21 protein-coding genes are annotated in these 21,255 nt (G+C 38.2%); 15 read left to right on the forward strand and 6 right to left on the reverse strand.

Translation table 11 applies throughout. The features are described 5' to 3' along the window. Positions 1 to 582: 582 nt before the first annotated feature. The 7 genes from AC07YT_RS16265 (at position 583) to AC07YT_RS16295 (ending at position 6,546) form a co-directional block, all read left to right on the forward strand. The gene (locus AC07YT_RS16265; protein WP_086547710.1) at positions 583 to 2,124 is read left to right on the forward strand and encodes an acyl-CoA carboxylase subunit beta; all 1,542 of its coding nucleotides are present in this window, start codon (positions 583 to 585) and stop codon (positions 2,122 to 2,124) included. Between the two features lie 103 nt (positions 2,125 to 2,227). Then, complete coding sequence (locus AC07YT_RS16270) at positions 2,228 to 3,385, forward strand: MFS transporter (protein ID WP_494945414.1); 1,158 nt, start codon at positions 2,228 to 2,230, stop codon at positions 3,383 to 3,385. A 16-nt stretch (positions 3,386 to 3,401) separates the two neighbouring features. Then, entirely contained in the window at positions 3,402 to 3,995 is a 594-nt protein-coding gene (locus AC07YT_RS16275; protein WP_086547711.1) for a hypothetical protein, read from the forward strand. A 2-nt stretch (positions 3,996 to 3,997) separates the two neighbouring features. Continuing rightward, positions 3,998 to 4,405 carry a GNAT family N-acetyltransferase gene (locus AC07YT_RS16280; protein WP_494945415.1) on the forward strand — a complete coding sequence of 136 codons (408 nt, stop codon included), beginning with the start codon at positions 3,998 to 4,000 and terminating at the stop codon, positions 4,403 to 4,405. A 99-nt stretch (positions 4,406 to 4,504) separates the two neighbouring features. After that, entirely contained in the window at positions 4,505 to 5,620 is a 1,116-nt protein-coding gene (locus AC07YT_RS16285; RefSeq protein WP_086547713.1) for a M42 family metallopeptidase, read from the forward strand. Further along, positions 5,620 to 5,904: a hypothetical protein gene (locus AC07YT_RS16290; RefSeq protein WP_086547714.1), complete on the forward strand. Its 285-nt coding sequence runs from the start codon at positions 5,620 to 5,622 to the stop codon at positions 5,902 to 5,904. The genes AC07YT_RS16285 and AC07YT_RS16290 overlap by 1 nt, the downstream gene beginning before the upstream one ends. A gap of 237 nt (positions 5,905 to 6,141) precedes the next feature. Then, positions 6,142 to 6,546, forward strand: a complete 405-nt coding sequence (locus AC07YT_RS16295; RefSeq protein ID WP_494945416.1) for a PAS domain-containing protein — start codon at positions 6,142 to 6,144, stop codon at positions 6,544 to 6,546. Between the two features lie 2 nt (positions 6,547 to 6,548). Here the strand turns inward: AC07YT_RS16295 and xth are convergent, their stop codons facing one another. The 6 genes from xth to AC07YT_RS16325 form a co-directional block, all read right to left on the reverse strand. Next, positions 6,549 to 7,325 (reverse strand): exodeoxyribonuclease III, encoded by a 777-nt coding sequence (gene xth, locus AC07YT_RS16300; protein WP_086547716.1) that lies wholly within the window; start codon positions 7,323 to 7,325, stop codon positions 6,549 to 6,551. 380 nt (positions 7,326 to 7,705) lie between these two features. After that, a complete protein-coding gene (locus AC07YT_RS16305; RefSeq protein ID WP_086547717.1) occupies positions 7,706 to 8,224 on the reverse strand; it encodes an RNA polymerase sigma factor in 519 nt (172 codons plus the stop codon). 125 nt (positions 8,225 to 8,349) lie between these two features. Beyond that, the gene (locus tag AC07YT_RS16310; protein WP_086547718.1) at positions 8,350 to 9,000 is read right to left on the reverse strand and encodes a response regulator transcription factor; all 651 of its coding nucleotides are present in this window, start codon (positions 8,998 to 9,000) and stop codon (positions 8,350 to 8,352) included. A gap of 40 nt (positions 9,001 to 9,040) precedes the next feature. Next, complete coding sequence (locus AC07YT_RS16315; protein WP_086547719.1) at positions 9,041 to 10,117, reverse strand: PAS domain-containing sensor histidine kinase; 1,077 nt, start codon at positions 10,115 to 10,117, stop codon at positions 9,041 to 9,043. Between the two features lie 367 nt (positions 10,118 to 10,484). Then, entirely contained in the window at positions 10,485 to 11,600 is a 1,116-nt protein-coding gene (locus tag AC07YT_RS16320; protein WP_086547720.1) for a Gfo/Idh/MocA family protein, read from the reverse strand. Between the two features lie 180 nt (positions 11,601 to 11,780). Next, a complete protein-coding gene (locus AC07YT_RS16325) occupies positions 11,781 to 12,203 on the reverse strand; it encodes a helix-turn-helix domain-containing protein (RefSeq protein ID WP_086547721.1) in 423 nt (140 codons plus the stop codon). 274 nt (positions 12,204 to 12,477) lie between these two features. Between AC07YT_RS16325 and AC07YT_RS16330 the strand changes: the two genes are divergently transcribed. The 8 genes from AC07YT_RS16330 to AC07YT_RS16365 all read left to right on the forward strand — a co-directional run bounded on the left by AC07YT_RS16330 (position 12,478) and on the right by AC07YT_RS16365 (position 21,077). Next, on the forward strand, positions 12,478 to 12,894 hold the full coding sequence (locus AC07YT_RS16330) for a DUF1801 domain-containing protein (protein WP_086547722.1): 417 nt from the start codon (positions 12,478 to 12,480) through the stop codon (positions 12,892 to 12,894). Positions 12,895 to 13,144: 250 nt separating this feature from the next. Further along, positions 13,145 to 15,562 carry an alpha/beta hydrolase family protein gene (locus AC07YT_RS16335; protein ID WP_086547723.1) on the forward strand — a complete coding sequence of 806 codons (2,418 nt, stop codon included), beginning with the start codon at positions 13,145 to 13,147 and terminating at the stop codon, positions 15,560 to 15,562. 251 nt (positions 15,563 to 15,813) lie between these two features. Further along, a complete protein-coding gene (locus AC07YT_RS16340) occupies positions 15,814 to 16,707 on the forward strand; it encodes a DnaJ C-terminal domain-containing protein (RefSeq protein ID WP_086547724.1) in 894 nt (297 codons plus the stop codon). Positions 16,708 to 16,712: 5 nt separating this feature from the next. Beyond that, positions 16,713 to 17,018 carry a chaperone modulator CbpM gene (locus tag AC07YT_RS16345; protein ID WP_086547725.1) on the forward strand — a complete coding sequence of 102 codons (306 nt, stop codon included), beginning with the start codon at positions 16,713 to 16,715 and terminating at the stop codon, positions 17,016 to 17,018. Positions 17,019 to 17,112: 94 nt separating this feature from the next. Then, on the forward strand, positions 17,113 to 18,687 hold the full coding sequence (locus AC07YT_RS16350; RefSeq protein ID WP_086547726.1) for a helicase HerA-like domain-containing protein: 1,575 nt from the start codon (positions 17,113 to 17,115) through the stop codon (positions 18,685 to 18,687). Between the two features lie 11 nt (positions 18,688 to 18,698). Then, entirely contained in the window at positions 18,699 to 18,986 is a 288-nt protein-coding gene (locus AC07YT_RS16355; RefSeq protein ID WP_086547727.1) for a hypothetical protein, read from the forward strand. Between the two features lie 124 nt (positions 18,987 to 19,110). Beyond that, positions 19,111 to 20,010, forward strand: a complete 900-nt coding sequence (locus tag AC07YT_RS16360) for a nucleotidyltransferase family protein (RefSeq protein ID WP_086547728.1) — start codon at positions 19,111 to 19,113, stop codon at positions 20,008 to 20,010. Continuing rightward, positions 20,001 to 21,077, forward strand: a complete 1,077-nt coding sequence (locus AC07YT_RS16365) for a phosphotransferase enzyme family protein (protein ID WP_086547729.1) — start codon at positions 20,001 to 20,003, stop codon at positions 21,075 to 21,077. Before AC07YT_RS16360 ends, AC07YT_RS16365 begins: the two co-directional genes overlap by 10 nt. Positions 21,078 to 21,255: the final 178 nt, after the last annotated feature.

Consider the following 21,255-nt stretch of genomic DNA (forward strand, 5'->3'; position numbering starts at 1 on the left):
GCACTAAATTAGCATCGGAACTCGTACCAAAAAGCAGGACTACAATGGCCAAAAGCACAGAACCAACCGTTTCCTAATTATATTATTTTTTTCTTTTTTTGGAAATGAAAGGGCAGCCTTGCATAGCGACTGTAGTCCCGCCATCCGCTTTATCCCGATGAAACCTGTGAAACAAGCAAGCACACGATCAAAGACAAAACAGACAGTGCTTTAATCGGGATGTTCGCTCCTGTCGGGTTTAGTTAACAAAAGCCTGTTGCTAGGGTTTCCTGCACCACCTCAGTTAAATAAACCTGATTGCCGGGAACAGCTTCCGATCCTTTACCGATAAATCGGCACTAAATTAGCATCGGAACTCGTACCAAAAAGCAGGACTACAATGGCCAAAAGCACAGAACCAACCGTTTCCTAATCATCTTAAAAACTTTTATTTTAGGAAAATTGCCATCAGTATTTTCACTGCTGCTATGGTCACGCCATTTGCTTTACTTAACATCCTGTTTAGTTCTGAGAGAAATAACATTCCCCTGACCTTGCATTACCGTTAGTAATTTTTAAATTTAAAATCTCATAGCTTCAGCAATGGATAAAAAAATAGCATTACTTAAAGATAAAATCAACCAGGCAAACCTTGGTGGCGGACAGGCCCGGATCGACAGTCAGCATAAAAAAGGTAAACTCACTGCCCGCGAACGCATTCATTTTTTAATGGATGAAGGAAGCTTTGAGGAAATTGGCATGATGGTTACCCACCGCAGTACCGATTTTGGTATGGAACGCGAAAAATATCTGGGCGATGGTGTAGTAACGGGCTATGGAACAGTTAGTGGCAGGTTAACTTATGTGTTTTCTCAGGATTTCACTGTATTCGGTGGCTCGCTCTCTGAAACCCATGCAGAGAAAATTTGCAAGCTGATGGATATGGCAATGAAAAATGGTGCGCCGTTAATCGGTTTAAATGATAGTGGTGGTGCCCGCATTCAGGAAGGTGTGGTTTCATTGGGTGGTTATGCCGATATTTTTTATAAAAATGTACAGGCTTCGGGCGTAATTCCGCAGCTATCGGCCATAATGGGACCCTGTGCAGGTGGAGCCGTTTATTCGCCAGCCATTACCGATTTTATTTTAATGGTAGAAAACACTTCTTATATGTTCGTGACTGGCCCAAACGTAGTTAAAACGGTAACACACGAAGAAGTAACTTCAGAAGAGTTAGGAGGTGCCAGTACACATGCTACAAAGTCGGGCGTTACCCATTTTGCCTGTGCCAATGAAATCGAAGCGATTAACCACTTAAAAAAGCTTCTGAGTTATATGCCACAAAACTGTGAGGAAATAGCTGATCATTTACCTTACGAAACCGCTGATGAAAGCCGGCCGGAACTCAATACTTTTATGCCTGAAAATGCTTCACAGCCTTATGATATACGTGAAGTAATTTCTGCTGTGGCTGATACAGATAGTTTTTTAGAAGTACACGCGGCTTATGCTGAAAATATTGTGGTAGGTTTTGCACGCCTGGCGGGAAGAAGTATTGGTATTGTAGCCAACCAACCAGCCTATTTAGCAGGCGTTTTAGATAGTAATTCTTCTACCAAAGCTGCCCGTTTTGTCCGTTTTTGCGATTGTTTTAACATTCCATTACTCGTATTTGAAGATGTTCCGGGATTTTTACCTGGTACAGATCAGGAATGGAATGGCATTATCACCAATGGTGCAAAATTATTGTACGCTTTTAGCGAAGCCACCGTACCACGCATTACCGTAATTACCAGAAAAGCTTATGGTGGTGCTTACGATGTGATGAACAGCAAACATATTGGCGCAGATATGAATTACGCCTGGCCAAGTGCAGAAATTGCTGTAATGGGCGCTAAAGGAGCAGCCGAAATCATTTTTAAAAGAGAAATTACTTCAGCAGAAAAGCCTGAAGAAAAATGGCTGGAAAAAGAAAAATTATATTCAGATATCTTCGCGAATCCTTACCGTGCGGCCGAGCGTGGTTTTGTTGATGAAGTGATTGAACCGGCCCAAACCCGTATAAAGTTGATAAAAGCTTTTAAGATGTTGGAAAATAAGGTGGTGAATAATCCAAGAAAAAAACATGGAAATATACCTTTGTAAAGATGAAAGATGGATGAGGTAAGATGGATAATGGACTAATTTCCCATCACCCGTTTTACATGATACATATTACATTCACTATTTACATTTTACATTTCGTTACATGTTAAAACGCGCCGATATCCTCCTCATGGCTTTTTGCACAGGCCTGATTGTTGCAAATATTTACTACTGCCAACCTTTGGTAATCTTAATTGCGAAAGATTTTAATCTTACTGAAACCGATGCGGGAAGGATAACCTACCTCACACAAATCGGTTACGCTTTAGGTCTTTTCCTTTTGGTGCCATTGGGTGATATGTTTGAGCGTAAAAAACAGATCCTCGTAATTACCGGTCTCGCTATTCTGGCATTATTAGTCGCTGCGCTTTCGCATACTTTTTTTATACTAGAAGTTGCCTCTGTTTTAATAGGAGGCTGCTCTATCGTACCTCAACTCATTTTGCCCTTAGCGGCTAATTTAAGTAGCGATGAAAACCGTGGGGCCAATATTGGCATGATTATGAGTGGTTTGCTGGTTGGAATTCTAGCCTCCCGGGCCGTAAGCGGAAGTATTGGTTTTTGGTTAGGCTGGAGGGCCGTTTATTATATCGCCGCCGGAATTTGTAGCTTGCTTATTCTGTTAATGGCCAAACGTTTTCCACAAAGCTACCCCGCTTTTAAAGGAACCTACAAAGAGCTTATGCGCTCGATGTTTAGTTATATCAAAACCCAGCCGGCTTTAAGGGAGACATCGATTATCAACTTCCTGGCTTTCGCCATTATCAGCGCATTCTGGACGACTATGGTATTGTTTCTGGCTAACCCTCCTTTTAATTTCCAGACTTTACAGATTGGCTTATTTGGAATTGCAGGAGCTGCAGGCGCATTGGCTGCTCCATTGGTTGGTAAATTAAGCGATGGCAACAATCCACGTAAAAATTTAATGATTGGTTTTATATTACAAATTGTGAGTATCGCCTTGTTTTATTTTACAGGAAGCCATTTGTACCTGTTTGTAATCGGCATTGTGCTTATCGACATCGGTCAGCAAGCCATACACGTAACCAACCAGACCCGGATTTATACCCTAATACCAGAGGCCAGAAACAGACTTAACACCATTTTTATGTCGGTTAGTTTTATTGGTGCCAGCTGCGGCTCTGCCTTGGGTTTATGGCTTTGGGACCAAGGCGGATGGGCATTGTTCTGTTACGGAATGACGGGCATAATCGTCCTGAATATTTTAATTTATCAGTTTTACGGAAGAAAAAACAAATAACCAATCAATAAATTTCATGAAATCTAAAAACGCAATCAAAACACTTTCGGCCTTACTTGTTTGTCTGGCCATTTTCAGTAAAGCAAAGGCTCAGGACAGTACAAAAGTTGAACAACCCACAGAAGTAAAATCGTTAAATAAAATCAGGTTGACCTTATTAGGACTCAGTTACGAAAGAGAGCAAAAAGTGGGTAAAACAACTTCAGTTTATTTTGGTGCGGGAGCCGAAGGAGCTTTTATTTATAAAACCGAGATTACTATTGATAACAATTATAATTTTAGTGCGAACACAGAAACAGATTTCAAAGTTTATCCTGCGCTTAATGCCGGATTTAGGCATTATTATAATTTTAACAGCAGGATTAAAAAGGGTAAAAAAACCATAAATAACAGTGCAGGTTATGTAGGACTTGATGTATTAGCCATCATCCCGACGCAAAGCGACAATGTATATGGTTACCAGATTAATATTATGCCACAATGGGGATTTCAAACCAGTGTTGGCCGAAAAGTTAACTTCGAGTTGGCTTTAGGTCCTCTTGCTGCAGTTAACAAAGTCGATATCTATTATGGAGTCGGTGGAAAAATTGGCTTTAGCTTTTTATTATAATTATGGTTCAAATTGAGCAAATATTCCCTTCTTTAACCTGGCGGATCAGGCACGAGGCCATGTATCCTGAATTACCTTTTGATAGTGTAAAGCTTCCGGATGATTTTGACGGCATCCATTTTGGACTATACCTCGATCATAAATTAGCGGGAGTAGTTTCTCTATTTCATAATGGGGATGTTTATCAGTTCCGTAAACTTGCCATTCTGCCCGATACTCAAAAAGCAGGTTATGGCTCACAACTCATGGCCTATATACTCGATTTTTGTAAAATTCAAAAAGCGACAAAACTATGGTGCAATGCACGTGTAAATGCTAAGGAATTTTATTTTAAATTTGGCTTCCACGAAACCGATAAAACCTTTTTTAAAGATGGTTACGATTTTGTGGTAATGGAAAAAGAATTATAAATTACTCATCGTCATGCTGTCCCCAAGCTTCGGGATCAGCATCTTATTAGTAAGATCCTGAATCAAGTTCAGGATGACGAATAATTATAGAATAATCATATGGCTAAGAAAAAAGACGACGAAAAGAAAAAACATGTTGCTGTAGTTACTAAAAAATCGCTGCAGTTTCTTGAAGAATACATCAATAACCCTGCCCCTACCGGTTACGAATGGGAAGGGCAAAAACTTTGGTTAAACTATTTAAAACCATATATCGACGAACATTTCATCGATAACTACGGTACCGCTGTGGGTGTTATTAACCCTAAAGCTGCTTTTAAAGTAGTTATTGAAGCGCATGCAGATGAAATTTCGTGGTATGTAAATTACATCACTGCAGATGGTTTAATCTATGTGATCCGCAATGGTGGTTCAGATCACCAGATTGCCCCTTCAAAACGCGTAAACATCCATACCGAAAAAGGATTGGTTAAAGCGGTATTCGGCTGGCCGGCCATTCACACCCGCCATGGCGAAAAAGAACAGGCACCAGAATTAAAAAACATCTTTTTAGACTGTGGCTGCACCACAAAAGAAGAAGTAGAAAAATTAGGCATTCACGTAGGCTGTGTAATTACTTACGAAGATGAGTTTATGGTTTTAAACGACCGCTATTATGTTGGCCGTGCTTTAGATAACCGTGTTGGTGGCTTTATGATTGCCGAAGTGGCACGTTTATTAAAAGAGAACAAGAAAAAACTTCCTTTCGGCTTATACATCGTAAATTCAGTACAGGAAGAAATCGGTTTACGCGGCGCTGAGATGATTGCCCAGCGTATTAAACCAGACGTGGCCATTATTACCGACGTAACGCACGATACGACTACGCCAATGATTAACAAGAATATTCAGGGCGATTTATCAGCCGGTAAAGGTCCTGTAGTTTCATATGCGCCAGCTGTTCAAACCAATTTAAATAAATTATTAATTAAAACCGCCGAGAAAAACCATATTCCATTCCAACGTCAGGCCTCTTCGCGTTCTACCGGAACCGATACCGATGCATTTGCCTATTCGAATGGTGGGGTACCGTCAGCATTAATTTCGCTGCCGCTACGCTATATGCACACTACAGTAGAAATGGTACACAAAGAGGATGTTGACAATGTAATCAGCCTGATTTATGAAAGCTTGTTGAACATAAGCAACGGACAGGATTTCAGGGAGTTTAAATAATGGAAAAGGTAAACCACCAAAAAATCATCATCAGCACCTTGCTAAAGGTTTTGCTGATGGTCGTTATTATTTTTATTCTTAACTCCTGGCCAAGCATTAAACAGAGTTTTAGCGGTCATGTACCACCATTTAATTATTGGCTTGATCATAGTTTTAAAATAAGTAATATCATCCTCATCTTAGGATTTGGTGGTTATTTCTATTACAAAGATTTAACAGATCAAAAAGAGGCCATTGAAAAGGCAAAAAAAGTAAACGAGAAGTGGGATAATATCGAGGTTTGAGAATTGATCTCCTGATCGACAAACGAAATAGATTAATTCAGAATTAAATTCCAAAAAGTCAAGTTTTTTCAAACTTGACTTTTTTTTGTCCTAATCCAGCAGTCACTGTAGCACAGGTTACCTCTTGCCCAACATTCGCTTAACTCCCTGAGCACTACGTTTATTTTTATTAATACTCAAAATATCTTTACATTGTTTGTGTAATTTACCCTAATAGTTTATCCTTTATTTATGAGTATGAATAAAAAAAATATTGATCTATCCATTATCTGCGATGATCATTGGGATGTGGTATTCGACCACCTTGGCCTTGGTTTTTGGGAGCTGAGCATAGCAACAGGCATACTCCGTTCCACCCGGTCGTTTAAAAAAAACTTAGGCTGCCCGCCAGATAAGGTTTTAAGTTATGACAAAGTTTTAAGTTTAATCTTACCTGAAGATCTTGATCACGTTCAGGATGAGATTGAACTTACGGTTTCGAGAGAAAAAAACAGTTACCACTCGGTATATAGAATTTGCCGGCCTGATGGGGAGATTAGATGGATTAAAGCTGATGGAATACTATCCCAGCAGGATGGTGAAAGCTTAAAATTAATAGGAACAATTTTAGATGTAACCGATTTAAAAAATAAACCCCTGTAATTTTACGCCTCATTTAGTTCAATCCACACCGGACCGTGATCGCTTGTTTTTTCCCAGCCCCTCACTTGTTTATCTACTCCGGCAGCTTTTAAGCGATCACTAACCTGAGGACTTAGTAAAAAATGGTCAATTCTTAATCCCGCATCTCTACCATATGCATTCCTGAAATAATCCCAAAAAGTGTATATCGTTTCAGTAGGGTATAATTTTCTGATTGCATCTGTCCAGCCTTGCGCCATTAAATTTTGAAATGCCAGCCGGGTTTCAGGCCGAAATAAAGCATCGTCAACCCAGCGTTCCGGTTTATATGCATCCAGCTCTGTAGGTATTACATTATAGTCACCGCATAAAATTACCGGCAACTTATATTCCAATAGTTTTGCTGCATGCGCTGTAAAACGCTCAAACCATCGTAACTTATATTCGAATTTAGGTCCTGGTGCCGGGTTTCCGTTCGGAAGGTAAAGACAACCAATGATCACATTATTTACCATTGCTTCAATGTACCGGCTATGCAAATCTTCAGGGTCACCATCCAGGTTTCGTTTCAGCTCTTTTATTTCCAGATTTCGGGCTAATATAGCAACGCCATTCCAGCTTTTCTGGCCATGCCAAATCGCATTATAACCAGCATCCTTAATAGCCTGCTCCGGAAATTTTTCCTGCGGGGCTTTTAATTCCTGTAAACACACTACATCGGGTTGGGTTTCTTCCAGCCAACGTAACAGAACAGGTAAACGCCCGTTTATTCCATTTACATTATAAGTTGCTATTTTCATCTGTATAAATATGCTTTATGGTGATGAAACCCTACCTGCAATGGCAGTTATCATGAATAATCCGAAATAGGATGTTTGAAAATCATGATGGTTTCATTTTATAAATCTCCGCAATAAAACTCAAAAATGAAACTAAGTATTTCACATCGTAAAGCTAAATTGGCTTAGCATGAATATAAGGCATCATATTTAACTATTTACCCTATTTTTTTAAAACTAATAATAAACTAAAATGTTTAATTTTGGAGATTCATTCATGTTTGAGCGCATGTTTGAGTTTAGATATAGGGATGAGCTATTTAGCTTATCCCTTTTTTTATCTTCAAACATTACCAGTTTCTATTAGCCATTGGCTTTGCAGCCAGGTCGGAGAAATGATATTATGAAGCCAAACCAGATTTATAATTTTTAAGCATCTTTTTTAGAAGACCTCTTGCTACATGTATTTTGGTTTTTACAGTGCCCAGGGGGATATCGAGCTCAGCAGCAATTTCATGATATTTATAACCTTCAAAATAACGACAAAAACAAAAACGGCAATCCTCTGGCAAGGCATTTAACGATTTCTGGATATCCTCCATCATAAACTTTGCGGCACCCCCGTTAGACGAAGCGCTTGGAGCCAGTTGAACGGAAGTTAAATCGTCTTCCTGCTGGATCATTTCGTTTTTGCGTTTTACTTTATAATAATGATTAAGAAAGGTATTTTTTAGGATCGTAAAAAGCCAGGCCCGCACATTACTTCCCATTTCAAACTTAGCCGAAAACCTGAAGGCCTTCATAAAGGTGTCTTGAACTAAATCAGCCGCATCGTCTTCATCATGCGTATATGCTAGTGCACGATCGAAAAGTGGTTGTCTGTATTGGTATATGTCACAATTGAAATTTAATGAATCCATGATCGTTTTAAGGCTGATTGTAGATATTCAACAAACAGGACCATCCAATGTTATTTGTAGAAATACCCGATTTTTTACGGTTTATTTAAAACAGCCAAAAAAGCACCCTAAAACGATCAAAAATACTAGGCTACATAACCATTTCGCATGGCAAAACGAACTAAAGAAGCCGAGTTTTTGGTGCCTGTTTTACTAATTAAAGCTTCTCTCTGGCTCTCTACGGTTCTCCTGCTTAAGTATAATTTATCGGCTATTTCCTGATTCGTTAAGCCATCAGCAATAAGTTTTAACACATTAATTTCGCGTTCAGAAAAGTTAATTTCGGTATTCATTTTTTGCGAAAGCATATTTAACTGGGTATTAAAACGCTCTAAAATGGAGATGCATAAATTAGAAGAAAGGTACCTTTTCCCCTTCATTACATGCTGCAGGCAAAACAGTAATTCATCTTCTTCAATATCCTTTGACAGGTAAGCAAAAGCTCCTGAAATAAAGGCATTTGACGCATACTTTTCATCGTCTAAAATAGACAGAACAACTACTTTTGTGGTATACCCTCGCTCCTTTATGGTGCTGGCCAAAGCTATTCCATCAAGCCTTGGCATTACAATATCTGATAATATGATATCAGCATTTATTCCTTTTTCCAGGAGTTCCAAAACCGCTAAACCGTCTGATACTTCTGCAACAACCTTGATGCCTTCGTGTTTTTCTATAAGTGCTTTAAGTGAGGTCCGGATAATATGGTGATCATCCGCAAGAATAATGTTAATCATAATTCAAATATAACTTACGCCATTTTAAAATTAAAAACGGCTACTTAGGTAGCTCGATATAGAAGGTGGTTCCAACACCGGTTTTGCTCTCAAACCAGATTTTTCCCTGATGTAAGTCAACAATTGCCTTAATAATGCCCATACCAAATCCACCAGATTCTTCACCTTTAAGTCCTGGCCTTAAGGTTTCGGGTAAGTGGTCAAAAAGTCCGGCCTGCAGTTCTTCCGGAATTCCAATTCCATCATCAGCTACGGTAATTAAAACGGTACTTTCATATTCTTCGGCATGTAACGAAATATTTCCATAATCGGCAGTAAATTTTATTGAGTTGGAGATGAGGTTATTGATCACCTGCAAAAACTTCATGCTATCAAGGCGCAGATAAATCTGTTCAGCAGAACTGGTAAGCTTAATGTTCTTCATTTTACCCAGTTTCGATCGTTTATAAAAACGGACTACATCTCTAAGTTCCCAAACCAAATCATTTCGTTCCTTACCAATTTCTATGACAGATGACTTTAAAAACTCCCGGTTAATCATGCTCCGTACCAAAAGCAGGTTACGTTCACACATATCCTGAATAAAAGATAACGCATCTATCATCTGTTCATCGCCTGTTTGTTCAATACCGGCTAACATGGATGAAGCTGTTAATTTCATCATACCCAGTGGTTCTTTTAAATCATGCGCCAATACTTCTAAGGTGATATTTTTTCGGGCATTTATTTGTTCGATATGGATTTTATTATGGCGCATTACAGTGGTATCTTCTACTGTACCGACTAAGCGCTTTATCTCTCCATCTGCAATTGCAAACACAATTACCCGTAAATATTTTTCTCTGTCGGGAAACAACAAACGGAATTCATATTTTTTCTCTTTACCATCTTCAAGGCATTCCTGGTAGCAGGATATTACATGCGCTATATCTTCGGGGTGTATGCGGTTAAGCAGTACAGTTGGATTGGCTATAATTTCATCAATGCTGAGTTCCCAAATTTTACTTATCGATTTATTGAGGTATGAAAAATTTTGTGCCGTATCATCGAAAATAAAATATCCGTCAGCAGAACGATCCCCCAGATTACAAAAAAGTTCGTTATTTAATTCGGTCATGATTTAGTGCTTGATAACTTGTACACAAGGATAATTAAGAAGCTCCTGAGCAGTCAAATCACAAACACCATACACCGTAAAATGTTTTATATAAAAAAATAACGTAAACCTACTTTACATATAGTGGTATTTTGTCCTGTTATGTAAATATCATATACCATTCTGTAGAGATATTAACATTTTCCACACGATGTGCAAAATTATTATGCGAATAAAAACCAACTATTGCCTAAATTGTTAAGCATAAAGGAAAGATAAAAAAGTCCTGTGAGCGGGAGATCCGCGGAGGGCAGGCACACCATAAAGAAGATACCATTCTTCTTCGCAATAGCCATCGCACAGGTGGCTATTTTTGTTAGGGATCAGGCTATTTTAAAACCACCTTTTTACCGGTTTGAGCCGACTTCTTCGCAGCCGCTAAAATTTTCACCACAATTAAATTATTCTGTAGCGACGATAAATCATTTGCCGAATTAATTTCTCCATTTAAAACGGCAGACAGATAACTTAAATGATTTGAATAAATTGGTTTTAAAGGCTTTGCCTGGTAAATTTTATAATCACCCATCCCTTTATTCTTTAGTCTCAAAGTTTTATCGTTAATGGCCTGGATGTATCCGGTTGCGCCAAACACTTCCATATCTTTTATGCTAAAGGGCCAGTTCCACGACGCTTCGATAATTCCTGTAGCCGATGGGTATTCCAATAAAATTGTTGCATCGTCATCAACATTTGGATAAACATCTTTTTTAATCTGGTGGGTAATTGCAGTAACCGAAATTGGCGCTTTTCCATCCATTAGCCAAGTCATTAAATTAGCACCGTAACAGCCAAAATCTACCAATGCGCCTGCCCCGTTTTGATTGGGATCGGTTAACCAGCTTAAAAATGCTGCACTCACGCCAATTTCCTTCGGCCCCTGATGGCCATCGTGCACAATTATTTTGCGTAAGGCACCAATGGTATTGGTTTCCTTTACATCCTGATAAAGTTCCTGATTGCTCGGATACCAGGTAGTTTCGTAATTGGTAAGCACATGCACTTTATATGTTGTAGCCAATGCAGCCATTCTTTCTGCCTGCTTAACGGTTATGGCCAGCGGTTTTTCTACCATTACCGATATGCCAAGAGGAGCTGCTGCTTCTACTACTGCCAAATGTTCGCTTATGGCATTGTAAGCTAAAACCACATCAGGTTTCTTTTTCTTTAATAAATCTGTAAGATTATGATAAAACAGGCTATCAGGAATTTTATAACGGCTTTTGAACCGGTTAACCAACTCAGGATTACTTTCGGCAATACCAATAATGTTAACTTCAGCCTTCTGGTAGCTGTTCATGATGAGATAAACGTGATCGTGACTGAGCCCTGCTATGGCCACATTTAATTTTTGCTGTGCTTTAACAGCGAAAGAAATAAGTAAAAAGCAAATAAGAAAGCCATTGGCTCTAAAAAAACACCTGATCAGATAAGTAGTTATCATATGCTTATTTTCTAAAATTTGATGATTACCAAATTAGAAATTTAAAAAGCGCTTGATACTAATACCCAAAAATATTACAATGTTGAAGACAGGAAAATGGGATGACGAAATTTAAGGCCTAAATAAAAATAAAAAATCTAACGGGATGATTTAGTGTATTCTTATTGTGTAAAAAGTTGTTTATTGATATAAAAATGTTTCAGATCTTTTATTTCTAAGCGAAAATTCCTTATTAATCGGATCAAGCTCTTGTGGCTCCTCTGTAATTAACAGGTCGTTGTATTTTTCAAGCAGATGAATGTATTTGTTCATCCAGAAATATACTGAATTATTATCCGAACCAATTTGTTTACCAGGGTCTGCCGTTTGATTGGTGGATTCGGGGTTGTACTTGGGGAAAGCTTCTGGAAATGCCGAAGAAAGATCCTGACCTAATAATTTGCCTACCTGCCAAATTACTTCATGCCCAATTCTGTCTTGACCAAACCAGTTGTAAATTGTTCTGCGGCTCACATTAAGCTTTCTGGACAGCTCGCTGATGCCCATGCGATCTCTGCGCACTAAGCGCTCAAGAATTTCACCTTGTTTTAATTGTGTTGTCATTGAGATAATTAATTTTTAAAAAATGAAAAAATAATTAAATCAGTTATCGGGGACGATTGACAATTCAAATGTAAGAATAAGTGTAAAAGGTTGTATAAAAGGTGTTAATTTTTTGACATATATCAAACTACTATAGCAAATAATTGTAAAACCCCTCAAAAAACGCCGTTTTTTAAACCTATTTTTTTCAAGAGATGACGTATTACTTCAAATACAATCACCTCAAAAATTGAAATTATTTGGTTAAAGCCTTATATTCATCTTAAAAAAAGATATGGCACAGAATAAAACCACCGAAAACGATTTAAGCGTTCCAGATTTTTTAAATACCGTTCCCGACGAAAATAAGAGAGCTGATTGTTTTAAACTATCGGATATTATCAACCAGGTTACTGGTTTTAAAGCTAAAATGTGGGGCAATGCCATTGTTGGTTTTGGCAGTTATCATTATAAATATGAAAGTGGCCGCGAAGGTGATGCGCCATTAGCCGGCTTTTCGCCAAGGAAAGAGGCTATCGTTTTATATCTGTCTTCTCAATTTAAAGACCGGGAACAATTGCTTTCCAAATTCGGTAAACATAAAACATCTAAAGCCTGTATTTACCTAAAAAAAATGAGTGATATCGATATTGCTGTTTTAAAAGAAATGATTACCAATTCTGTAGCGCATACAAAAAGTTTCTATCCTTAAATATGGAAGGTGTAAAATGTATGATGGAAAGTAACCGTGCTTTCTGTTGTCACAGGCGAGCACAGATTTAACCCCTTAATGGTTGAAATAGGATTATCATTTAGAAATTTATAAGGGTCATTTATTCTTCAGCGATCGGATCAGCATGACAGAAGCACTATCCGCTTATAGATGTAAATAAGAAGTTACGCGATAATAAGTTAAATTTTACAATATTTGATTATTCCTTATATCGAACAAAAAACCGGAAATGATTAAAAAACTACACCTCTATTTATTGATAGCGAGCGCTTCTATTTCGCTTAATTCAGCTGCACAAGATGCCGTAAGCTACCAAACCCCACCAAAAGAAATTGCCGATTTATTACTTGCCAAACCAACACCCGGCGTAAGTATAGATGGCAAGGCAGAATGGATCTTGTTTAGCGAGCGCAATTCTTATCCTTCGGTAGAAGAGCTGGCCATGCCCGAATACAGAATTGCAGGCTTGAGGTTGAACCCCAATAATTACTCGCCAAGCAGGCAAACCTACATCAACAATTTTAGTTTAAAAAACATCAAATCCAACCAAACGTTTCAGGTTACAGGATTACCAACGCCTTTATATGCCAGCAACATCAGCTGGAATCCATCAGAAAATAAAATTGCCTTTACCCACACTACTCAAAAAGGGGTAGATCTTTACATTATTGATCTGGCTACAAAAAAAGCGGTAAAAACCAATAAAGCTTTTTTAAACGTAGTTTTAGGTAGTGGCCTTACCTGGTTAAATGATAACACCATTATCTACCGCACGGTAACTAAACCCGCCAGTGCCGCCCCAGCAAAACCATTAATGCCTAAAGGGCCAACTATTCAGCAAAATTTAGGCAAAGCTGCGCCCAGCGCCACTTTTCAGGATTTAATTAAATCACCTTTTGATGAGCAATTGTTTGAGTTTTTCGCAACCTCGCAATTGGTGAAAAATACAGCAGGCGTAGAAACGCCCATTGGTAAACCCGCTATTTATGGCTCAACAAGTTTATCGCCCGATAAAAACTACATGATGATCGAAACCATACGTAAACCTTTTTCTTACCTGGTTACGGCATATGGTTTTCCATCCACAGTAAGTATTACCGATTTAACCGGAAAAACCATTAAAGTGATAGCGGAACTGCCTTCATCTGAAGGTACCCCATCTGGCTATGATAATACACAAAATGTACCTCACGGTTTCGATTGGAGAGATGATGAAGCTGCAACATTGGTTTGGAGCAAGCCATTGGATAGTGGTTTAATTAAAAAGGATGTTCCCTTTCATGATGCAGTTTATGCGTTAAGTGCACCTTTTACCGGAACAGAAAAAGAATTATTTAAAACACAAACCCGTTACCGCGGTGTACAATGGGGCGATGCCAACCTTGCCCTGATTATGGAAGGCTTACGCAGCAAACAAACCAGTAAAGTGAGCCGCTATAACCCCACAACCGGTGCAGTAGAAGAATTATACAGCCGCAACCAGACAGATGCCTATGGCAATCCAGGTTCTCCGGTTACTACTAAAAACAAATATGGCCGGCAGGTCATTAAAACGGTTGACAATGGCACCAAACTGTTAATGAACAATACGGTAGGTTCATCAGAAAAAGGAGATTTACCTTTCTTAGCTAAATTCGACTTAACCACCAAAAAGAATGAAATAATCTGGCGCAGTGCCGAAGGAACCTTCGAATATGTAAGCGATGTAATTAATCCTGATAAACTGGTTTTGCTGACCCGCAAAGAGAGTCAGAAATTGGTACCGAACTACTTTATTAAAAACCTGATGCTCCGCATCGCCGATCAGCCAATTACCAATTTCACTAATCCATACCCATCATTAGAAGGCATTACCAAACAGAAAATTTCTTACAAACGTGCCGATGGTGTAGATTTAACAGGCGACCTGTATTTACCTAAAGGTTATAATAAAGATAAGGATGGGCCACTACCTTCATTAATTTGGGCTTATCCACGTGAGTTTAACTCCGCAGCAGATGCCGCACAGATCCGTGGATCAAAAGATAAATTTACAACCATTAGCTGGGCCTCACCTATATTCTGGGTAACCCGTGGTTATGCTGTGCTGGATAATGCTGAAATGCCAATTGTTGCCATAGATGGCAAAAAACCTAACGATACCTTTGTAGATCAATTACAGTTAAATGCTGAGGCTGCCATTAATAAACTGGCAGAGTTAGGTGTTGGCGATAAAAAACGTATGGCTGTTGGAGGACATAGTTATGGTGCATTTATGACCGCAAACTTATTGGCCCATACCAACCTTTTTGCTGCAGGTATTGCCCGTAGCGGAGCTTATAACCGTACCCTTACGCCATTTGGTTTTCAGAATGAAGAACGTACCTACTGGCAGGTACCACAGTTGTATTACGAAATGAGTCCGTTTAGTTATGCCGATAAAATTAAAACCCCGATATTGTTAATCCATGGCGATTCTGACGATAACCCAGGTACCTTCCCTATTAATAGCGAACGTTTGTTTAATGCCATTAAAGGTGCTGGTGGTACTACCCGTTTTGTATTTTTACCTTATGAAGCACACAGCTACCGTGGCAAAGAAAACCTGTTGCATATGCTTTGGGAGCAAGACCAATGGTTAGAAAAATACGTTAAAAACAAAAAATAATCTCTCTCTACCTTTATCGATTAAAGTGCCTCCATTTGGGGCACTTTTTTTATTTAATTATGTTTCCTTTTCGTGTGTCAGATATTCTATCTGAAACTGTAAACCAATTGTTAGTTGAATGACTTAGTATCTACCGCTTTTGAAAAGCAAACCTACTTTACACTGACCAATCCTCATTGAAATCTACCATTATAAAGCCTACATTTATGCAATAAAACTGAACATTACCTTTACTTATTTGTTAAGCCATTATGGACTACATAGACTATTATAAAATCCTCGATTTAAAGAAAGATGCAACAACTGAGGATATTAAAAAAGCTTATAGAAAATTAGCCCGAAAACATCACCCCGATCTTAATCCAAACAATGAAGAAGCCAATAAAAAATTTCAGCAAATTAATGAGGCTAACGAGGTTTTGAGTGATCCTGAGAAGCGGAAAAAATATGACAAGTATGGTAAAGATTGGCAGCATGCCGATCAGTTAGATGCCCAGCAACAGCAGCAAAGGCAGTACCAATCGCAAGGCGGAGGTTATGGAGGCAATAGCTATTCAGGAGGTTTTGGCGGCGATGATTTTTCTGATTTCTTTTCTTCCATGTTTGGTGGTGGAGGCAGAAGCAGCAGAAATTCTCCTTTTAAAGGTCAGGATTACAATGCCGATCTTCAGCTAAACCTGCTCGATGCTTATACTACTCACAAACAAACTTTAACTGTAAATGGGAAACAAGTGCGTATTACCATCCCGGCAGGTGTAGAGAACGGACAGAAAATTAAACTACCAGGTTACGGTGCACCAGGTGTAAACAATGGCCCTCCCGGAGATTTGTACATCAAATTTAATATTACAGATAACCCTAAGTTTAAACGAAAGGGAAACGACATCTATATCCAGGAAGAAATAGATGTATATACCGCTGTTTTAGGAGGCGAAAAAATTGTAGAAACCTTAAATGGCAAGGTTAAACTTAAGGTGCCCGAAGGTACACAACCCGATGCCACTTTACGTTTAAAAGGAAAAGGGTTTCCGCTTTATAAAAAGGAAAATCAGTTTGGCGATTTATATATCAAGTGGCTGGTAAAATTACCGACCAACCTCAATGCAGAACAAAAAGAACTATTCGAAAAACTTTCCAAATTCTAACCATTATGGAAACCAATCTAATACCTGTAGAAGAAATATGTGCCTACCACCATGTAGAGATTAACTTTATCCAGTCGCTGGAAGATTTTGGCCTCATCCACACGACGGTTAAAAAACAGTCGATCTTTTTACCTGTTGATGAATTGACCAAACTGGAGCGATATCTTCGTTTAGCACAAGATTTGGAGATTAATTTAGAAGGCATCCATGCGGTTTCCCATCTGCTTAATCAGGTACAGCAAATGCAGGAAGAAATAACGGCATTACAGAACGAACTTAATTATTATAAGCAATTTAACCAACATAACTAAACAACCGTTTGTGCATAATTTTGCATCAAAACTGGAAACAAAAAAACAACCTTTTTAAGATTTGTTTCTTAAATTGGCAATCTAATCTTAAAATATGAGCGATATTTCTTCAAAATTCATCGAAAAAATAAAATCATCCTATGCCCCTACAGGCTCATACATTTATTTAGGCGCCGGAATTTTAGACGGTCAGGTTTACAGCGAAGCTGAAGTTAATTTGTCGCTAAAAATGATGAACAGACACGGCTTAATTGCCGGAGCGACCGGAACAGGTAAAACGCGAACCCTGCAATTATTGGCAGAACAACTGTCAGATGCCAGCGTTCCTGTTTTCATGCTGGATGTGAAAGGTGATTTATCAGGTTTAAATCAACCTGGTTCGGTGAATCCAAAAATAGAAGAAAGAGCACAACAACTCAACAAACCTTTTTCACCATCCGGCTTTCCCATCGAAATTTATTCGCTTTCGGGCAAAATGGGGTCTCAGATGCGGGCAACGGTATTAGAATTTGGCCCAACGCTTTTATCCAAAATATTAGATTTAAACGATACGCAGGCGGGTGTTATGGCTGTAATTTTCAAATATGCCGACGATAACAAAATGCCGATTATTGATTTAAATGATTTAAAGAAGCTGGTTTCTTATTTATCAGAAGGTGCAGGTGCCGCCGAAATAAAAAGTAGTTATGGCACCATCTCAACCGCCACTTCTGGTACCATATTAAGAAAAATTGTCGCCATAGAGCAACAAGGACTAGCAGGTATGTTCGGTGAAAAATCTTTTGATATTGAAGATCTTTTCGAGCGTGTTGATGGCAAAGGAACCATAAGTTTGTTAAATATTGCCGACGTTCAAAATCAGCCCGTATTATACTCTACATTTTTGTTAAGCTTATTGGCTGAGTTATTTAACACCATGCCCGAAGTTGGCGATTTAGATAAGCCAAAACTGATCTTCTTTTTTGATGAAGCGCATTTATTGTTCAAAAATTCTTCGAAAGCATTTTTAGAGCAGATTGAAACCATCATCAGGTTAATCCGTTCAAAAGGAATTGGTGTTTTCTTCTGTACGCAAGCTCCCACAGATGTTCCGGAAAGTGTTTTAGGACAATTGGGTAACCGTGTACAACATGCATTAAGGGCATTTACGCCTAATGATGTAGATGCTTTGAAAAAAACAGTTAATACCTACCCAAAATCAGATTTTTACGAGATCGATAAAATATTAACCTCACTGGGAACAGGTCAGGCATTGGTTACTGTCTTGAACGAAAAAGGTATTCCAACGGAAGTATCTGCTACCATGCTTACCCCACCAAGGGCCGTAATGGGACCACTTACAGCTGCAGATTTCGATCAGCTTGTTCATGCCAGCTCGAAGTATACTAAATACAAAGACCCTATCGATCCTGAAAGTGCTTATGATATTCTAACTAAACGCATTAATGAGCAAACTGCAGCAGCAGAACAGGAAAAACAGGAAGCCGAAGCTCAAAAACAGGCCGAACAAGAAAGCAAACCTAAACCAGGTGAAAAGAGTCTTGTTGAACAGGTAATGGGGGCAACAATAACCCGTCAAATAGGTAAAGAAATTGTCAGGGGCATTTTTGGTATGCTTACAGGAAAGAAAACACGTTCAAAAACCGGTGGCGGACTTTTTGGATTTTAAATAAATTAACTATGAAATATCTATTTTTAGTGCTCTCGCTTATTTCGTTAAAATCCTACAGTCAATATGCACTTACGCCATTTGCAGAAGTTCAGGGCACCCAATTAAGAGAAATAAAATACGAAGATGTAACAGGATCTCCTTATTTATTTGATTACTGGGTTAATGGAAAAGTAACCACCAAATCTGGTAAACATTATGAAAACATGCCCTTAAAGTATAATGTAATGGATGATAAGCTGATTTTCAAACAAGACAAGGATTTAAAAAAGTTATTTGAATATCTAACTAAAATATAAAATAAAACACCTGGTTATTTATAATTAAAATTTAAATAGCTATTACTATTTTCGCATTATGAATACAATATGATTAAAGTAACAATCTTAATCATATAAAATTCTCAAAATAAAATAACAATAGATGAAACCCACCCTATTAATATTGGCTGCAGGTATGGCAAGCCGTTATGGAAGTATGAAACAAATTGATGGTTTTGGTCCGAATGGCGAAACCATTATCGATTATTCAATATATGATGCAATTAATGCCGGCTTTGGCAAAGTTGTATTTATTATTAAAGAAGAGTTTGTAAAAGAGTTCAAAGCTATTTTCGAACCTAAACTTGAGGGAAGAATTGAAACTGCGTATGTTTTTCAAAATTTCGACTTAAAACAGTTTGGTATTGAAGAAGAAATATACAGAGAAAAACCATGGGGTACCGCACATGCAATCCTTTCGGGCAGAAACGAAATTAAAGAACCATTCTGCGTCATTAACGCTGATGATTACTACGGTTTTGATGCCTTTAAAAAAATGGTCGATTTCTTAACTACAGAGGTAACAGACAGCAATTATGCTATTATCGGTTACGAAGTTGGCAAAACCTTATCAGAATTTGGTGCGGTTTCGCGTGGCGTTTGCAAAGTTGATGCATCAGGTAATCTGGAAGAGATTGTAGAACGTACAAAAGTTTATCCTAAAGACGGTAGTATTTTTTATGAAGAAGATGGTGAAGAGTTTCCTTTAGCTTACGAAACTCCGGTTTCGATGAATTTCTGGGGATTTACGCCAGCGGTTTTTAAAATTACCGAAGATTTGTTCAGAACATTTGCTGAGGCAAATAAAGATAAACCAAAAGCAGAATTCTTTATCCCGTTAATAGGTGAAAACCTGGTAAAAAGTAATACAGCAAGCTTTAAAGTTGTACCAACCTCAAACAAATGGTTTGGTGTAACCTATAAAGAAGATAAACCGTATGTTCAGGATTGTATTGACCAATTGGTTAAAAACGGAACATATCCAGAAAAACTATGGAACTAAATTTAGATACCGAAGTTTTAAAAGCCTACGGATACACTAAAGAAAATACAAAAATTACACAAATAGGTACGGGCTTAATTAACCGTACTTATTTGCTTTCGCCCCTGGCAGAAGAAAAAAAATATATTCTTCAAAACATCAACACCTCAGTTTTCAAATCGCCGCAAGCTATTGCAAATAATCTTCGCGCCATTGCCGACTACCTTAACTTTGCTTATCCTGAGTATCTTTTTATAAAACCAGTTTCTACCGCTAATGGCGAAGAAATGGCACATATTCATCATGAATATTGGCGGATGCTTCCTTTTGTAACCGGTACCGTTTCATTAGATGTACTGGCTGCCCCAAAACAGGCATATGAAGCAGCTAAACAATTTGGAAAACTCAGCAGGCTGTTAGATAACTTTGACGCGAAAACCCTTCAGCCTACTATTCCGGGTTTCCATGATTTAGGCTTAAGGTACGAACAGTTTGCACTGACGCTAAACCAGGCAGCAGGAGCATTAAAAGATGAGGCAAAATCAGAAATTGAAGACGCTTTAACACATCGGTATATTCTGGATTATTATACTTCTTATTCGCACAGAAAAGATTTCCCAGACCGGGTAATGCACCACGATACCAAGATCAGTAATGTGCTGTTAGATGATGAAACCAATGAAGGGATTTGTGTAATTGATCTGGATACGATTATGCCTGGAAAATTTATTTCCGATCTGGGCGATATGATGCGTACCTACCTATGTGCCTTCTCAGAGAATGAAACCGATATGGATAAGGTAAAGATACGTTTACCCTATTTCGAAGCGATGATAAGAGGTTATTTATCGGAAATGAAAAGCATTTTAACTGAAACCGAAAAAGAGCTTATCCTATTTTCGGGCAAGTATATTATTTATATGCAGGCTTTACGCTTTTTAACCGATTTTTTAAGTGGCAATAATTATTATCCTACAAGCTATCCTGCACAAAATTTAGACCGGGCAAAAAATCAGTTTAAACTATTACACGAATTATCGGTAAACGAAAAAGAATTACAGGATATTATTGAAGAAAATTTGGTTTAGTTCTTTCGTCACCCTGATATTCAGAACATCAAATGAGCAGCATGAAAATAAATAATTTTAAAGTTTGGCTTTTTATTTCCGCATCTCTTCTTTTTCTCACTTTCACCATTATAACATTTATTGCATACGGAGCTGTTGAAGAGGGTACGGATGGGAATAACCCTATAACACGCGCAAT

The sequence above is a fragment of the Pedobacter sp. GW460-11-11-14-TSB4 genome (genome assembly GCF_059423705.1).

Bases quoted from the DNA above. Each gene is read 5' to 3' on its own strand.
- AC07YT_RS16265 (WP_086547710.1), top strand. From the start codon at position 583: ATGGATAAAAAAATAGCATTACTTAAAGATAAAATCAACCAGGCAAAC.
- AC07YT_RS16270 (WP_494945414.1), top strand. From the start codon at position 2,228: ATGTTAAAACGCGCCGATATCCTCCTCATGGCTTTTTGCACAGGCCTG.
- AC07YT_RS16275 (WP_086547711.1), top strand. From the start codon at position 3,402: ATGAAATCTAAAAACGCAATCAAAACACTTTCGGCCTTACTTGTTTGT.
- AC07YT_RS16280 (WP_494945415.1), top strand. From the start codon at position 3,998: ATGGTTCAAATTGAGCAAATATTCCCTTCTTTAACCTGGCGGATCAGG.
- AC07YT_RS16285 (WP_086547713.1), top strand. From the start codon at position 4,505: ATGGCTAAGAAAAAAGACGACGAAAAGAAAAAACATGTTGCTGTAGTT.
- AC07YT_RS16290 (WP_086547714.1), top strand. From the start codon at position 5,620: ATGGAAAAGGTAAACCACCAAAAAATCATCATCAGCACCTTGCTAAAG.
- AC07YT_RS16295 (WP_494945416.1), top strand. From the start codon at position 6,142: ATGAATAAAAAAAATATTGATCTATCCATTATCTGCGATGATCATTGG.
- xth (WP_086547716.1), bottom strand. From the start codon at position 7,325: ATGAAAATAGCAACTTATAATGTAAATGGAATAAACGGGCGTTTACCT.
- AC07YT_RS16305 (WP_086547717.1), bottom strand. From the start codon at position 8,224: ATGGATTCATTAAATTTCAATTGTGACATATACCAATACAGACAACCA.
- AC07YT_RS16310 (WP_086547718.1), bottom strand. From the start codon at position 9,000: ATGATTAACATTATTCTTGCGGATGATCACCATATTATCCGGACCTCA.
- AC07YT_RS16315 (WP_086547719.1), bottom strand. From the start codon at position 10,117: ATGACCGAATTAAATAACGAACTTTTTTGTAATCTGGGGGATCGTTCT.
- AC07YT_RS16320 (WP_086547720.1), bottom strand. From the start codon at position 11,600: ATGATAACTACTTATCTGATCAGGTGTTTTTTTAGAGCCAATGGCTTT.
- AC07YT_RS16325 (WP_086547721.1), bottom strand. From the start codon at position 12,203: ATGACAACACAATTAAAACAAGGTGAAATTCTTGAGCGCTTAGTGCGC.
- AC07YT_RS16330 (WP_086547722.1), top strand. From the start codon at position 12,478: ATGGCACAGAATAAAACCACCGAAAACGATTTAAGCGTTCCAGATTTT.
- AC07YT_RS16335 (WP_086547723.1), top strand. From the start codon at position 13,145: ATGATTAAAAAACTACACCTCTATTTATTGATAGCGAGCGCTTCTATT.
- AC07YT_RS16340 (WP_086547724.1), top strand. From the start codon at position 15,814: ATGGACTACATAGACTATTATAAAATCCTCGATTTAAAGAAAGATGCA.
- AC07YT_RS16345 (WP_086547725.1), top strand. From the start codon at position 16,713: ATGGAAACCAATCTAATACCTGTAGAAGAAATATGTGCCTACCACCAT.
- AC07YT_RS16350 (WP_086547726.1), top strand. From the start codon at position 17,113: ATGAGCGATATTTCTTCAAAATTCATCGAAAAAATAAAATCATCCTAT.
- AC07YT_RS16355 (WP_086547727.1), top strand. From the start codon at position 18,699: ATGAAATATCTATTTTTAGTGCTCTCGCTTATTTCGTTAAAATCCTAC.
- AC07YT_RS16360 (WP_086547728.1), top strand. From the start codon at position 19,111: ATGAAACCCACCCTATTAATATTGGCTGCAGGTATGGCAAGCCGTTAT.
- AC07YT_RS16365 (WP_086547729.1), top strand. From the start codon at position 20,001: ATGGAACTAAATTTAGATACCGAAGTTTTAAAAGCCTACGGATACACT.